Source organism: Campylobacter concisus (assembly GCF_002165815.1).
Lineage (GTDB): Bacteria > Campylobacterota > Campylobacteria > Campylobacterales > Campylobacteraceae > Campylobacter_A > Campylobacter_A concisus_BH.
On the sequence record NZ_NDYN01000007.1, the window covers coordinates 95,379 to 109,747 of the forward strand.

General features: G+C 40.0%; 12 protein-coding genes, 1 tRNA gene and 1 pseudogene. 6 read left to right on the plus strand and 8 right to left on the minus strand.

Going from position 1 to position 14,369, the window contains the following annotated elements; all coding sequences use genetic code 11:
- Positions 1 to 51 precede the first annotated feature (51 nt).
- The 4 genes from B9N65_RS08270 to B9N65_RS08285 all read right to left on the minus strand — a co-directional run bounded on the left by B9N65_RS08270 (position 52) and on the right by B9N65_RS08285 (position 4,275).
- Complete coding sequence (locus B9N65_RS08270; protein WP_087583537.1) at positions 52 to 1,182, minus strand: glycerate kinase family protein; 1,131 nt, start codon at positions 1,180 to 1,182, stop codon at positions 52 to 54.
- Positions 1,179 to 2,573, minus strand: coding sequence for a GntP family permease (locus tag B9N65_RS08275; RefSeq protein WP_087583538.1), 1,395 nt, complete (start codon positions 2,571 to 2,573; stop codon positions 1,179 to 1,181). The genes B9N65_RS08270 and B9N65_RS08275 overlap by 4 nt, the downstream gene beginning before the upstream one ends.
- A 165-nt stretch (positions 2,574 to 2,738) precedes the next feature.
- A complete protein-coding gene (locus tag B9N65_RS08280; RefSeq protein WP_087583539.1) occupies positions 2,739 to 3,707 on the minus strand; it encodes a phospholipase A in 969 nt (322 codons plus the stop codon).
- Entirely contained in the window at positions 3,700 to 4,275 is a 576-nt protein-coding gene (locus B9N65_RS08285; protein WP_087583540.1) for a molybdenum cofactor guanylyltransferase, read from the minus strand. The genes B9N65_RS08280 and B9N65_RS08285 overlap by 8 nt, the downstream gene beginning before the upstream one ends.
- A gap of 203 nt (positions 4,276 to 4,478) precedes the next feature.
- Between B9N65_RS08285 and B9N65_RS08290 the strand changes: the two genes are divergently transcribed.
- On the plus strand, positions 4,479 to 4,736 hold the full coding sequence (locus B9N65_RS08290; RefSeq protein WP_087583541.1) for a SemiSWEET family transporter: 258 nt from the start codon (positions 4,479 to 4,481) through the stop codon (positions 4,734 to 4,736).
- 335 nt (positions 4,737 to 5,071) lie between these two features.
- Here B9N65_RS08290 and leuC read toward each other — a convergent pair whose 3' ends face one another.
- On the minus strand, positions 5,072 to 6,337 hold the full coding sequence (gene leuC / locus B9N65_RS08295; RefSeq protein ID WP_087583542.1) for a 3-isopropylmalate dehydratase large subunit: 1,266 nt from the start codon (positions 6,335 to 6,337) through the stop codon (positions 5,072 to 5,074).
- Between the two features lie 554 nt (positions 6,338 to 6,891).
- Between leuC and B9N65_RS11460 the strand changes: the two are divergent.
- The 4 genes and pseudogenes from B9N65_RS11460 to B9N65_RS08310 form a co-directional block, all read left to right on the plus strand.
- A pseudogene (locus B9N65_RS11460) lies at positions 6,892 to 7,404 on the plus strand (cache domain-containing protein); the annotation flags it as partial.
- Between the two features lie 777 nt (positions 7,405 to 8,181).
- Positions 8,182 to 8,706, plus strand: a complete 525-nt coding sequence (locus B9N65_RS11465; protein ID WP_103575376.1) for a methyl-accepting chemotaxis protein — start codon at positions 8,182 to 8,184, stop codon at positions 8,704 to 8,706.
- Between the two features lie 71 nt (positions 8,707 to 8,777).
- On the plus strand, positions 8,778 to 10,100 hold the full coding sequence (locus B9N65_RS08305) for an NFACT RNA binding domain-containing protein (RefSeq protein WP_087583544.1): 1,323 nt from the start codon (positions 8,778 to 8,780) through the stop codon (positions 10,098 to 10,100).
- A 2-nt stretch (positions 10,101 to 10,102) separates the two neighbouring features.
- A complete protein-coding gene (locus B9N65_RS08310; RefSeq protein ID WP_087583545.1) occupies positions 10,103 to 10,444 on the plus strand; it encodes a hypothetical protein in 342 nt (113 codons plus the stop codon).
- A gap of 119 nt (positions 10,445 to 10,563) precedes the next feature.
- Here B9N65_RS08310 and B9N65_RS11035 read toward each other — a convergent pair.
- Positions 10,564 to 10,661 (minus strand) — tRNA-Sec (locus B9N65_RS11035).
- Between the two features lie 75 nt (positions 10,662 to 10,736).
- Between B9N65_RS11035 and B9N65_RS08315 the strand changes: the two genes are divergently transcribed.
- A complete protein-coding gene (locus tag B9N65_RS08315; RefSeq protein WP_002940841.1) occupies positions 10,737 to 11,312 on the plus strand; it encodes a BON domain-containing protein in 576 nt (191 codons plus the stop codon).
- A gap of 2 nt (positions 11,313 to 11,314) precedes the next feature.
- On the opposite strand, the gene B9N65_RS08320 is transcribed toward B9N65_RS08315, so the two are convergent.
- Together B9N65_RS08320 and B9N65_RS08325 are read right to left on the minus strand one after the other, a co-directional pair.
- Positions 11,315 to 13,765 carry an efflux RND transporter permease subunit gene (locus tag B9N65_RS08320; RefSeq protein ID WP_087583546.1) on the minus strand — a complete coding sequence of 817 codons (2,451 nt, stop codon included), beginning with the start codon at positions 13,763 to 13,765 and terminating at the stop codon, positions 11,315 to 11,317.
- Complete coding sequence (locus tag B9N65_RS08325) at positions 13,765 to 14,367, minus strand: Tgt2/MlaC family protein (RefSeq protein WP_087583547.1); 603 nt, start codon at positions 14,365 to 14,367, stop codon at positions 13,765 to 13,767. Before B9N65_RS08325 ends, B9N65_RS08320 begins: the two co-directional genes overlap by 1 nt.
- Between the last annotated feature and the right edge of the window lie 2 nt (positions 14,368 to 14,369).

Here is a 14,369-nt window from a genome sequence, read left to right on the forward strand (position 1 = left end):
AAGTTAAATTTAGGGGAAAAGATAGAAATTTAGCTTCTATCTTTTTTAAATTTATGCTTTATGGTTTAGCATATAAAGGCGGATGACTTGCTCGGCGGTCATCTTTAAATTTCTAATGGCATTATCTTTTCGCATGGCTTCTTCAAGGCTCATTGGCTCATTTAGTATGCAAAAATACGCATCTATGCCGTGTTTATGGCAGTCTTTGGCGCACCTTTGCACGCTTCCAGCAAGCGCGATGACTGGCTTATGATGCCTCTTAGCTAGCTTTGCCACGCCTGTTGGGGTCTTGCCCATGGTGCTTTGAAAGTCCATGCGGCCCTCGCCAGTGATGACAAGATCAGCCTTTTTGATCTCATCTTCAAGTGCTATTGTCTGTGTGATGATCTCGATGCCAGGCTTGAGCTTCGCGCCCAAAAATGCCACAAAAGCAAAGCCAAGTCCGCCAGCTGCTCCAGCGCCCTTTTGCGTATGAAATTTGGTGCCATTTTTCTCTTTTACAAGGCTTGCAAAGTGCTTTAGTCCATCATCAAGCTGCTTTACCATGCGACCATTTGCGCCCTTTTGTGGGGCATAGACGTAGGCTGCGCCCTTTTGTCCGTAAAGTGGATTATCCACGTCACAAGCGATTAAAAATTCGCACTCTTTTAGCTCTTTTAGCGCCTCTTCATCTGAAAAGTCGCAAATTTGAGCCAAATCCTCGCCTTTGCCCTCAAGCAAAGCGCCATTTTTATCATAAAATTTAAAGCCAAGAGCGCTTAGCATGCCTGTGCCAGCGTCATTTGTGGCACTTCCGCCGATGCCTATGATAAATTTCCTAGCACCTTTACTAATGGCATCTTTTATCATCTGACCAAATCCAAATGTGCTAGTTTTCATAGGATTTCTCTCATCAGGATTTATAAGAGTAAGGCCAGAAGCGCTTGACATCTCAAGTATGGCAAGGTCGTCTTTTAGGGCATATCTAGCTAAAATTTCAGTGCCAAGCGGGTTTTTTACGATGGTATCTATAAATTTCGCATCAAGTGCGTCAGCCATAGCCTCCACGCTGCCCTCGCCGCCGTCAGCGACTGGCTTTACGACGACGTCACAAAACTCTTCAAGGGCTTCTTTTATAGCAAGGCCCGCCTCAAGTGAGCTTAGCGAGCCTTTTAATGAATCAATCGCAACCAAAATTCTCATAAAAGCACCAAAGATAGTATATAAACGCTGATCATTCCAACAACGCCCATGATAAATGTCATCGCTGTTTGTGTGCGGTAACCTTGATCTGCGGTCATCTTACTAAAGTTTGTCACGACCCAGAAGTAGCTGTCGTTTGCGTGAGATACGCACATCGCACCTGATGCTATCGCCATGACACAAAGCGCGGCTGAAATTTCGCTCGTAAAGCCAAGTATGTGCATGAGCGAGTTGCCATCGCTAAATGCGCCCATGATAGAGGCTGTCGTGATGATAGCCACAGTCGAGCTTCCTTGAGCGGTTTTTAGCACGGCTGAGATGATGAATGGGAAGAAAATTCCTATCGCTTTTATAGTTGAGGCATTTTCTTTTATGAAATTTACAAAGCCAGCCTCAGTAATGACGTTACCTAAAACGCCACCAGCTGCGGTGATAAAAAGTATCGGACCTGCGATCTTTAATGATTCGTTTGTTATATGATCAAATTCTCTCATCTTTTTAGTTTCAGCTAGTAAAAATACACAAAAGATCACGCCGATCGCAAGGGCGATGATAGGATTACCTAAAAATAAAAATATCTTTGGCAAGAGTGCGGCTTTATCAAGCATGCCTTGTTTTGCTAAAACGTCGATCACAGAGCCAACCGCCATGAAGATGATAGGCATGATGATAGGAGCAAGGCTTAAAAATCCGCAAGGCAATTTGCCAAATTTCTTTAAAAGCTCCTCGTAGCTAGCTGTTATCGTAGCATCAGCCTCTTTGTCGCTGATAGTTACGCTTTTAGCGATACTTTTTGAAAAGAAATAAACAGCTACCAAAACAGGCACTGAAACCACTGTGCCCATGATGATGACAAGAAGTAAATTTCCTCCAAGGCCAAGTGTGCCAGCAGCAGCTATCGGGCCAGGAGTTGGTGGGATGAAGACGTGAGAAGCATATAGGCCGCCACTAAGTGCTACTGACATAGCAACTGGGCTTGCTGAAATTTTCTTATAAAGTGCCTCGCGGATAGAGTTTAAGACGACAAAACCGCTATCGCAAAACACAGGGATGCCAACAACCCAGCCCATTATAAGCATGGCAAGCTCAGGGCGTCTTTGTCCGACTAGCTTAACAACCATGTCTGCTAGCTTTAGCGCAGCTCCCGTTTTTTCAAGCACTGTGCCAATGATCGTTCCAAAGATGATGACGATGCCGATGCTCTTAAATGTGCCACTAAAGCCAACGCCTATCATCGCTGGGATCTTGGATAGATCGATACCTGCGACGATTGCTAGCACCAAAGATATGCTCATAAGTGCCAAAAATGGATGCACCTTGAGTTTTGAGATCATAAGGATCATAAGAATGATTGCTATAACAAAACAGACAATCAAAGCTATACCGCTCATGAAAACTCCTTTATTGTGAGATTTTGCTAGTGATTTTAGCAAAATTTGCTTATATTTTTTCTAATATTTTTAAGTTTTTCTATTAGTTAAATTTTTTTCGTTATTTATCTAAAATTTACTTCATCTGCCCAAATTTAGCCACTTTATAAGATTAAATTTTTAAGGCTATTTTAAAATAACAAAGCCAAGACCAACCTTGTCAGTGTGCCTATCATAGTCAATCAAACTCTCGCCATATCCTGTAAAATACTGCAAATAGCTATAAACGCCGCTTGAAAATATCGGAAACATATATGAAAGCTCGGCCGCACCTTTATTTGTTTTATCAAAATGTAAGTTATTTCTTAGCATTAGGCTAAAAATTTGGTCATTTAGCTTGTAACTAAGCCTTAGATCTCCGTGCCCGATATAGTTTAAAATTTCTTTATTGTCGTTCTTTTCGCCGATCACGCTCCAAACTCTTGGCGAGATGGTTAAATCTCCATAGACAAGATCGCCTTGCACGTAGGCTCTGTTCCAGCTTCTTGAGTTGGTGCCATCTCGTCCGTTTGACTCATGCAAAAGTCCAAATTTTAGGTTTTTCACGCCTATTTGCTCTAGGTATTTTGGAGAGGCGAAATTTAAGAAAATTTCAGGCTGATAGTTTGTCTCACGAAACGGAGCTGAGGTTTTTGTTATCTGCCACCAAGAAGTTTGCGTATATGCTGCCACAAGGCTCTCTCTAAGCCCAAAAACGTCGTAAAATAGCGGCTTTGCAAGGCTTATTTGAAACTTCGTCTCAACGCTCTTTCGCCCGTCATCTGGCACAGTTTTAGCGTAAGTTACTGGCAAAAGGTAGTTAAATTTATAAAGCTCGATGCCAAGTGCGTTTTGCAGATGATGATCAGCCTTGTTTTCTTGTGTGATCTTAGCCTGCTTTATCTTTGCTTCTGGCGTCGCTGGCTCAGCATTTAGGCTAGCCCGAGAAGCCATGCTTTGCGCGTTTATAGAGTTTGCGGCGATGCTTTTATAAATTTGCATAGCACCCTTTATATCGCCACTTTGCTCAAGTGCCTGCGCCCTTTGAAACTCGCTAAGCTCGCTTGCTGTTAGAAGGCTAAAGGCAAGAGCCAAAAATAGTATAAACTTACGCATCCTTTTGCTCCTTTTTTTGAATTTCGTTTGCTATTTTGTATTCTTCTGGGAAATTTACGTTAAAAAACTGCTCTTTATTTTCAAAATTTACCACCTTAAGCTTGCAACTTTTTCTTAAAAGACCTATTTTATGCTCATTTTTTAGGTAAAGCTCTTTGGCTAATGGGGCTAAGCTTGGGCTAAAAAAGCCACAAAGCGAGTGGATATGCTCATCATCGCCAGCTACGACCATGTCAAATTCATCTTTAAATTTAGCCAGCTCGTCAAGACTTACAAGATCAAAAAATGGCATATCAGCTGGGATGATAAAGACGCTATGATCAAAGCTTTTAAGCACAGAGTAAAGCGCTAGCATCGGCGAAAAATCCTCGCTGTTCTCATCTTTTATGAGCTTTAGTGGCGGGTTAAATTTCTCAAATTTAGAGCTTACAAAAACCTCATCAAAGACTTTGCTAAATTTAGAGGCTTGATAGTGTGTGAGCGTTTCAAAGCCACCAAATGGCAATAAGGTCTTATCCTGACCCATGCGCGAGCTCTTGCCACCTGCTAAAATGACGCAAGTTTGCATCTTTTATCCTTTTAAATTTTAAAAATTACAAAAGTATAACCAAATTTTCTAACTCATCTTGTTTTAAATTTATTATCACTTTACAAAGCTTTGCCCTTAAATTTGCAAAAAAAGAGCATTTTGTTGCAGATAAAATTAATTTTTTTACCACGCTAATCATAAAGCTAAAAATAATATAATGGCCTACTTTTAAAGGAGATCACATGAGTGAAAGAAATTTACAAATTTTAGGTTGGATAGGCACGTGCTTATCGGTTGTTATGTACTTTTCATACATCCCACAAATAATGGGCAACCTTGATGGCCATAAAACGCCTTTTATACAGCCATTAGCTGCTGCGATAAACTGCACGATATGGACAAGCTACGGCCTACTAAAAGCTAAAAAAGACTATCCACTTTCAGCTGCAAACTTGCCAGGTATAATCTTTGGACTTTTGGCAACTATAACAGCGTTTTAATGCGCTAGCTTCAAACCTTTTATGCTAAAAAATAGCCGATAAATTTGCAAAAATAGCAGGATTTATCGGTTAAATTTATTTTATACAAACTCTTCAAATTTCTTTGATATTTCAAAAAGAATTAAAAATTTAAATCAATTTTACTTGTAACAAAGAATAAAGCATTTTTAGAAGAAACGCTTTTAAATTTTATTTGATTATATAAGTAAGCCTAGAGCGGTAAGATTTTAAGATAGATTTGGATGTTGTGACGAAATTTTCACACAAGATAAAACATATAGTTTATCGAAGTGTGAAAATTTCTAACTCATTCAAAGATACTTAAAAGCTAACGCCTATAAGTCTCTTGGATCGGCGATTTTACCTGCTATCGCTGAAGCCGCCACAACAGCCGAGTTAGCCAGATAAATTTCACTCGTTCTATCGCCCATACGACCGACGAAATTTCTATTTGTCGTTGAGATACAGCGCTCATTTGCACCCAAAATGCCCATATATCCGCCAAGGCAGGCACCACATGTTGGGTTGCTCACAACCGCTCCTGCTTCGATGAAAATGTCGATGAGTCCCTCTTTTTCAGCAGCTCTTGCGATCTTTTGCGTCGCTGGAGTGATGATGAGCCTTGTTTTGCGAGCTACTTTTTTACCTTTTAGGATTTGCGCTGCGATGCGAAGGTCGCTTAGACGGCCATTTGTGCATGAGCCGATAAATGCCTGATCGATAGCTAGATCGTCGAGAACCGCCTGTCTTACGCTCTTGCCGTTGCTTGGCAAAAATGGATATGCGATGACTGGATCAAGGTTTGTGACATCTATCTCTAAAATTTTATCGTATTTTGCGCCCTCGTCTGAGTAGAAAAATTTTGGTTTATCGCGTAAATTTTTATCTTTTAAAAACTCTTTTGTGATCTCATCAACCGCGATGATACCGCTCTTTGCGCCAGCTTCGATCGCCATGTTACACATTGAAAATCTATCATCCATGCTAAGCCCCTCTATCACCTCTCCGCTAAACTCAAGCGCCTTGTAAAGTGCGCCATCAACGCCTATTTGGCGGATGATCTCAAGGATGAGGTCCTTGCCATAGACGTGCTTATCAAGCTTGCCTTTAAAGACGACTTTGATGCTCTCAGGCACTTTAAACCAGTTTTTGCCAGTGATCATCGCATAAGCTAGGTCGGTGCTACCCATGCCGGTGCTAAATGCTCCAAGAGCGCCATGCGTACAGGTGTGGCTGTCTGCGCCGATGATGACATCGCCTGGGATGACTAGCCCTTTTTCAGGCAAAATCGCGTGCTCGATACCCATATCTTTTTCGTCGAAGTAGTTTTTAAGGTCGTGTTTGTAGGCAAATTCACGTGAAATTTTGGCTTGATTTGCGCTTAGGATGTCCTTTGTCGGGATGTAGTGGTCCATCACGATAGCAAAGCCGTCTGGGTTAGCTAGCTTTTTAGCGCCACTTCGCTCAAACTGCTTGATCGAGATAGGCGTCGTGATGTCGTTGCCTATGATCATATCGATCTTGCTCTCGATGATCTCTCCTGCGCTTACCTCTTTGCCAACGTGATCTGAAAATATTTTTTCTGTGATGGTTTGTTTCATAAATTTCCTTTAAATTTTGAGGCGATTTTAACGAAATTTGTATAAAAAGATATTTAGCTAGTGCTTTAAATCACTATAAATTTGACAAAAAATTTATGCTAAAAATTTGGGAAAATAAAATCTTTAAAATAGCATTTTCTTTTTTATATATTTTAAAATTATAATTTAAGCAACTAAAATAAATTCAACGTAAAATTTAGCTTTAAATTTTATACAAAATCCCTAAAATACTCTATTTATTGCTTTGAATCAATAAATCAATAAAATTTAGTAGAATTTATCCAACTAACGTTATTTAGCTACTTTTTACCATTTTTTCTTAAAAATAAAAATTAAGAGATATTATTTAATTTTTATTATAAAATACGCCGAAAATTTTAAAAGGATTTAAGATGAAGAGACTATTTTCTAGCTTGTCTAACAAGATAGCCTTTTTGCTGACAGCTTGGATGCTAATAGGCATAGGCATATTTTTTAGCATAAACTACTCAAATTCCAAATCGGAAAAAATTCAGTCCTACAACAATGTCCGTAAAACTGGCCTAAAATCGACGATGTATTTTGTCGATGAGTTTTTAAAGTCAAGACTTCACATGGTGCAAAACTTTGCAAAAGAGCTAGAGGACAAAAAGCTCTACGCCAACAGGGACGATATAGCTGAGGCACTAAAGGGTGCGTTTGTTATTTCGCCATTTGACGCGCTATTTGTGGGATATGCAGACAATGGCAACGTCATAAAGACTGATCTTTTGAAAAACAACGAGCCATTTTTGATACCAAATTTTGACGGTCGCACGAGGGCTTGGTTTCAGGCTGCGAGCAGTAGCGGAAAGCCTGGATTTTCAGAGCCATACATAGATATCACGACAAAGAATTTAACCATCACAGCCTACGCTCCTATCTTTGATGGCAACCATCAGCTTGTGGCAGTAATTGGCGCAAATATCTTCTTAAACGGCTTTAGTCAGGAGCTTTTAGAGATAAAAACGACTAAGACTTCAAGCATTATGATCGCCGATGACAACGGTAAAGTGATAGTTCATCCTGATATAAATTTGGTCTCAAAAGAGGATGAAAACTACAAAAATCTTATCAAAGAAAATATGAAAAAGAGCATAGAGGGTGACAAGGTCTCGCTATTTTTCCATAATGGCATGCGAAATGTCATCTACTGCCAAAAACAAAAGCTAACAGGCTGGAACGTCTGTATAGTAGCTGATGCTGATGAGTTTGTAGCTGAGATAAAAAGCGCTTCAAATAAGCAAATTTTGATGTTTAGCCTATTTTTGATCTCAGTCATCATCGCCATCATCGTGGTCGTTAGATACTTCTTAAGACCAGTTTTAACGATACAAAACGGGCTAATCGAAGTCTTTAAATTTATAAACAACAAAACTTCAAACGTCGAGCCTATCAAGCTAAAAAGCAGCGACGAGCTAGGCGTTATGGCTAGCATCATCAACGAAAACATCGAGAGCACAAAAGAGAATTTAAATAACGAGCGCGAGTTTTTAGCCAAAACGCAAGAATTTGTAAGCAAGATAAAAGGTGGCGACTTTAGAGCGACGCTTGAAGCGACGACAAATAGCCAAGCTCTGTTAAAGCTAAAAGAGGCATTTGGCGAGCTACGTGACTCATTAAAAACAAATATCGCTTCAAATGAGCACGATATCTTAAAGGCGCTAGAAATTTACTTTAAAAATGACTTTACCGCTAGGATAAACGACGAAGGCGTCATCGCAAAAGGCATCGACGCACTTGGCGATAAAATAGCGCAGATGCTAAAAAATAATGAAGATGTCGCAAAACTGCTAGAAGACCGTGCAAAAGCGCTAAAAGGCTACATGCAAGAGCTAACGACTAAAGCAAACAAGAGTGCTACATCGCTCTCTGAGGGTGCGGCTGCGGTTGAGCAAATGAGCGCATCTATGAGGCAGGTAAATGCAAGGTCTGATGATGTCAAAAGACAGTCTGAGGAGATAAAAAATATCATCACCATCATCCACGACATCGCCGATCAGACAAATTTACTAGCCCTTAACGCTGCCATTGAAGCAGCACGTGCGGGTGAGCATGGCAGAGGCTTTGCGGTTGTGGCTGATGAGGTTAGAAATTTAGCCGAGCGCACTCAAAAGAGCCTTGGCGAGATCGAAGCAAATGCAAATATCCTAACGCAAAACATCGATGATATGAGTGCAGCGATAAACGAGCAAACCATAGCGATCGCTCAGATAAACACGCTAGTTGCCGACATCGACAACCTAACAAAAGAAAATCTTGAAGTGGCAAATCAAACAAACAAGGCCACAAACGAGGTCGATGAGATCGCTGATCAGATCGTAAAAGAGGTCGCTAAAAATAAATTTTAACTTTTGTCCTAGCAAACCAGCTAGGACTCTTTGTTAAAACATTTTTGCAACATTTCTGATATAATCCCCGCATGAAGTACGCACATTTAGTTCAAATAGCAGAATATCTATCAAAATTTAAAAAGATAAGCCAAGCAAAGCGCGTAAGCGACATGGCTATACTTATCGAATTTAGCGGCGAAAAGATCATTTTTGATCTAAATAAGTCAAATTCTGCTATCTACAAAGATGATGAGCTAAAAGAGGCGAAAATTTATCAAGCACCCTTTGATAATGTCCTAAAAAAACGCTTTAACGCTTCGCATATAAAAAGCGTCGAGTGCCTAAAAGACAATAGAATTTTAAAATTTACCTGCACACAAAGTGGCTCATATAAAAGCGAAAATTTCATCCTCTATCTTGAATTTACAGGCCGCTTTACAAACGCCGTGATCACTGATGAAAATAGCGTAATCATCGAGGCGCTAAGGCATATCGACAATAGCTACCGAAAGATAGAAACTGGCGAGGTTTTAAAAGAGCTGCCAGCCATCGCTATAAAAGAAAAGCCGTGCGAGCCGATAACTGACTTTGAGGCATTTTTTAAAAGTGAAGCAGCTAGGATAAATGAGTCTAGGATAGCTAGCTTGAAAGAGGCAAAGCTTACTAGCGTGCAAAAAAAGATAGATAGCATGAGAGAAATTTTAAACTCGCTTGAAGATAAAGATGAGCTTATGAAAAAGAGCGAGGAGTTTGCAAACTACGGCACACTCTTGCTTGCAAATTTGGCAAATTTTAAAGGCTATGAGAGAGAAATTTCTCTTAATGATTTTGACGGCAACGAGATAAAACTAACTCTTAGCGACACGCCAAAAAATAGCGCAAATGAATTTTACTCAAGGTCAAAAAAACTTCGTGCAAAAGCCCTTGGTGTGGAGATAGAAAAGAGAAATTTAAGTGAAAAGATCGAGTTTTTAGAAGGGCTAAAGTCGCTTTTAAAAGAGGCAAAAAGTGCTTACGAGCTTGAAATTTTAAGCCCAAAAAACAAGGCAAAACAAAGAGAGAGACAGATAAAAGATGTGAGCGAAAATGCTGAAATTTTCTACGTTAGAGAGTTTAAAATTTTAGTTGGCAGAAATGAAAAAGGCAATATAAATTTGCTCGATCTCGCCAAAAAAGATGATATCTGGCTTCATCTAAAAGACACCCCAAGCGCTCATGTCATCATAAAAACAAACAAGAGTAAAGTGCCAGAGGACGTGCTAGAAATGGCTGCCAAATTTTGCGTGGAATTTAGCGTAAAAGGGGCTGGCAGATACGAGGTGGATTACACCAAACGCGAAAATTTAAGGCGTGAAAATGGCGCAAACGTCACTTACACAAACTACAAAACGATCATCATAAATAAAGGCTAAAAATGGCGGTAACACCTTTAGGAAACAGCAACTTCATCAACCAAAACGCCCCAGTCGTCTCACAGGTGCATGCAAACCAGCAAGCACGCTTTGACATGCAAGCGCTAATGGCATCTGAGCTAGCCACCCAGCAAAACGAGGAGATACAAGAGGTGCGTCCGATGGAGGAGTCGTATAGACTTGATCCTGAAAAAGAGCACGAGCGTCAAAAGAGCGAAGAAGAGGCAAGCGAGTTTGAGAACGAAGAGCAAAACGCAAAAGCTAAAGATGAAGAGGTCTTAAAAGACGAGCTCGATAGCGAAGAGGAGAGCGAAGAGCCGCACGTTTTGGATATAAAAATTTAAACTTTAAATTTAAAGATGGTTGTTTAAATCACACCATTATTTTTAAAATTTACTAGCTAGTTGCGCCTAAAATCATAAAAACAAATAATTTAAAAAGTAGAAATTAAAAGAAGTAAAAGTGGCGAGAGGATGAGAGAATCGAACTCCCCACCAGACGGTCAACCGCCCAGTCATCGGGTTTGAAGCCCGTGAGCATCACCAGATTACTTTATCCTCCGTGCGTGTTATTTTAGCAGATTTAGATAAATTTTAGCCCATTTTCTATAAACTTTTTGAAATTACAAAAGGATTTATGATTTCTAAATTTAGCGTTTTTGCATTTTTGGTCTTATTTTTTTGCTCTTGCTCCTCAGTCCTCACCCCAGCAACAGCGCCGCTAAATGTATATGACGCATACTCCATTTCTCGCGATAAACGCGGCATCTACTCGATCTCTCGTGATAAATTTATCCAAAGCAAGCTACAAAGCAAAATTTTGTTTTCAAAAGGACTTAGCAACATCGACATCGAGATAGAGGTTTTTTACGGCGATGCCTATCTCATAGGGCTTGTTGATAGCAAAGAGCTAGGAGATAAGCTAGTTGAGCTTGCCAAAAGCACGGACGGAGTGCGAAAAATTTACACCTATCTTAGGGTAAAAAAGAGCGAATACCCGTGCGATAGCCTAAGCATACTTGCAAATTTAAAGCAAAATCTCTTTAAAGATAGTGTCGTTGAGGGCACAAATGTGCGTGTTAGCATCGTTGGCTGTGACGTTGTTTTTAGCGGTGTGGTAGATAGTATCGAGCAAGAAAAGCACGCCATTTGGTACGCTAAGCACATTGACGGCGTGGCTGATGTCTATTCATTCATCAAAGTTATCAAATAAATTTATACCTCGCGCTTTTTCACAAAGCTCGCTATCAGACTTGGCAAGATGATGAGCGCACCAAGCAGCATAAAGACCATAACAAGATCAGTTAGCAAGCCAAAATAAATTGTCGGTATAAAGTTGCTAGTTATCATCACGCTAAAGCCAAGAAAAATGGTAAATGAGGTGTAATACATCGCGTATCCTATACTCGCGTGCGCAGCCTTAATGCTCTCAAAAACGTCCTTTGTAAGCAGCTCCTCTTTGAAGCGGTGGATGTAGTGGATGATATCATCAACGCCGATACCTATACTAATGGCCGCTATCGTAATGCTCATCACATCAAGCGGTATGCCAAAAAATCCCATCACGCCAAAGAGCGTGCAAAGCGGGATCAAATTTGAAACTATGGCGATGGTTGCTAGCTTGATACTTCTAAAAACAAAGCAAAATATGACAAAAAGTATCGTAACCGTTAGTCCAAATGTATCAACCTGCGAGCTAAGTAAATTTTGAAGCATGTTGTTATAAAGCACCATCATACCGGCAACTTCTATGCTCACGTTGTCATTTTTAGTAAGCTCTGCAAGTCCAGCTTTAAGCTCTTTTAAAAACTCATTTCGCCTAAGCTCAGAGTCGCTATCGATGATCCTTAAACTAAATCTAAGCTCGTCGTTTTCGACGCTCACATAAGGACTTAGCAAGATAGTTTTATACTCAAGTGGTAGCTTTTCATACATAGCAGCAAGCAAAAAATCATCACTAACGCCGTTATTTAGCTCTTTTATCGCCTTTATGAGCGTTGCAAGCGAGCTTACGTTGCCTACAAATTTCTGCTGCGTCAAATGGTCGTGGATCTTCTCTGCGATCCTTGTGTGGTAGCTGTTAAACCAGTATTTTGCGCTCTTTGCGTCGTTCTCAAACTCACTTTCAAAGTCATCTTTCTCATCAGTTTTTTCTTGTTTTGGCTCGCTCTCTTTAAATTTAACTATTACATCAACTGGGATCGTGCCACCAAGCTTTGTGTCGATGACCTGCATGCCTTGGCGGATCTGCGTGCTCTCTTTAAAGTAGCCAATGAAGCTGTTTTCGACCTTTATCTTACTGATGCCATAAACGCCAAAGCAGACAACAAGCACGCAAACTGCGTAGATGATCTTTCTTGAGTTTAGGGCTAAATTTGCGCAGTATTTTGTAAATTTAAAGCTGTTTTCAAATGTCCTAACAGGGGCAAGCTTCTTTAAATTTGCATTTACCGAGCCAAATAGCAAAAATGCAAGCACGAGTGAAACGCTAATGCCAGCACTCATCATAATGCCAAGCATGATAACTGGCTTTATATCGGCACTCATTAGTGAGCTAAAGCCAATGACTGTCGTAAATATCGCCCAAAAAGATGGAGAAAATTTGTCACGAAGTGTCAGATAGATGAGCTGATTTTGACTGTATTTTGGATGTCTTGCATAAAATTCTCTATAGCTAACGACTAGGTGAATGACTGTTGAAATGGTGATAATTAGCTGAAGTGCGATGTAGTTTGAGCTAATGACCGTCACTTCCCAGCCAAACATACCAAAAATCCCAGTCGTAAAAATGGCACTTACCGCGCAGATAAACATCGGTAAGACGATCCATCTAACCTGCCTAAAAAATAGCCACAAACTAAAGCTAAGAAGCGCTAGAACGCTTAGCCCATAAACCAAAAGATCGCTCTTTATAAAACCTATCATATCATCAGCGATCATATTTGCGCCGCCCAAAAACAGCTCGTCATTTGCGTTAAATTTAGCGATGGCTGCCTTTATGGCTTCAAGGTTTTTGTGATCACTCTTTCTAAGCTCATCTCGGTAGGCTTTAAACTCCGCTAAAAGCGCTTTAAATTTAAGCTTTTCTGCCTGCGTGATAGTGCCGTTTGACTCTTTTTGACTAAGTAAATTTCGCTCATTTAAAAGCTCGTTAAATTTATCATCTTGCTTTAAATTTAGCGCGATCGCTGTGGTTTTTAGATCTTTGCTTATCAAATTTCCGCTATAAATGGGGCTTTTTGCAAACTCAAGTTTTGCTTTTGAGATATTTATATCTTTATCACTTAGTGTTGGCGTGTGATCTAAGATGCCTGTAACGCCGCCTTTTACGCTATTTAAAAGTGGCACGTTTAAGATAGAGATGACGCTGCTAACCATATCGTTTTTGGCTAGCTCATCGCATAAATTTTTAATAAGCTCTAAATTTTTAGGTGAAAAAAGATCATCTTTTGGGGTAAAAGCGACCACCAAAAGCCCTGGCGAGTCGTAGCGCTTTGCGATCTGCCTATAGGCTTTTAGATCTGGGTCATGCTCAAGCAGCAAGGTCTCAGCCGAAGCATCGATGCTAAGTTTTGTGCTAAGGTAGCCAAAAACTACGCTTAGAACTAGCACAAGCGAGATAACAAGCTTGTTTTTGGCAATGATAAATTTAAAAATTTGTCGCATCAAGGATTAGTTTTGTTTTGATCGGGTAAAACCGCTTCGTTTAGTTTTTGTAAAAGCGTATTGAAATCAGCATTATTTAGCACGTCGCCAAACTGACTTCTATAAGTTTGAATGATGCTCACACCAACGATATCAAGGTCATAAATGAGCCATCCACGCTCTTTTGCATCGTAAAATTTATAGACAAATTCATAGTTTTTGCCGTCATTTAGAAGCTCTGATGTGAGCCAGTATCTATTTTTTTGAGGCTCACTCTCTCCAGTGATGTGGATCTGTTGGTCTTTGTAGCCTAAGAGCTTGTCGATATATGAGCTTTTTAGCTTTTGCTCAAATGCAGCGTCAAATTTAGCTTGCTCGTCAGCACTTAGGCTGTTGTAGCGTTTGCCAAGGCTGATCTTTGCCATTTGCTTGTAGTCAAATAGTGGATCAAGCAGAGCAAAAATCTCTTTTGTCTTTGCATTGTTATCTAAATTTGTATTTTTTAAAATTTCAATCACCTTTGTTGTCTTTGCCTCTATCTCAGGCTTTATCTGCTCTTTTGAGAGGGCAAAAAGGCTAGTTGCTAAAAGTAAAATCGCCGCTATAATTTTAAAAATTTTCATAC

What these genes read in the sequence shown, in the direction of transcription:
- B9N65_RS11465 (WP_103575376.1), top strand. Translation starts at nt 8,182, where the DNA reads ATGCAAGAGCTAACGACTAAAGCAAACAAGAGTGCTACATCGCTCTCT.
- B9N65_RS08290 (WP_087583541.1), top strand. Translation starts at nt 4,479, where the DNA reads ATGAGTGAAAGAAATTTACAAATTTTAGGTTGGATAGGCACGTGCTTA.
- B9N65_RS08275 (WP_087583538.1), bottom strand. Translation starts at nt 2,573, where the DNA reads ATGAGCGGTATAGCTTTGATTGTCTGTTTTGTTATAGCAATCATTCTT.
- B9N65_RS08285 (WP_087583540.1), bottom strand. Translation starts at nt 4,275, where the DNA reads ATGCAAACTTGCGTCATTTTAGCAGGTGGCAAGAGCTCGCGCATGGGT.
- B9N65_RS08315 (WP_002940841.1), top strand. Translation starts at nt 10,737, where the DNA reads ATGATTTCTAAATTTAGCGTTTTTGCATTTTTGGTCTTATTTTTTTGC.
- B9N65_RS08320 (WP_087583546.1), bottom strand. Translation starts at nt 13,765, where the DNA reads ATGCGACAAATTTTTAAATTTATCATTGCCAAAAACAAGCTTGTTATC.
- B9N65_RS08280 (WP_087583539.1), bottom strand. Translation starts at nt 3,707, where the DNA reads ATGCGTAAGTTTATACTATTTTTGGCTCTTGCCTTTAGCCTTCTAACA.
- B9N65_RS08305 (WP_087583544.1), top strand. Translation starts at nt 8,778, where the DNA reads ATGAAGTACGCACATTTAGTTCAAATAGCAGAATATCTATCAAAATTT.
- B9N65_RS08310 (WP_087583545.1), top strand. Translation starts at nt 10,103, where the DNA reads ATGGCGGTAACACCTTTAGGAAACAGCAACTTCATCAACCAAAACGCC.
- B9N65_RS08325 (WP_087583547.1), bottom strand. Translation starts at nt 14,367, where the DNA reads ATGAAAATTTTTAAAATTATAGCGGCGATTTTACTTTTAGCAACTAGC.
- B9N65_RS08270 (WP_087583537.1), bottom strand. Translation starts at nt 1,182, where the DNA reads ATGAGAATTTTGGTTGCGATTGATTCATTAAAAGGCTCGCTAAGCTCA.
- leuC (WP_087583542.1), bottom strand. Translation starts at nt 6,337, where the DNA reads ATGAAACAAACCATCACAGAAAAAATATTTTCAGATCACGTTGGCAAA.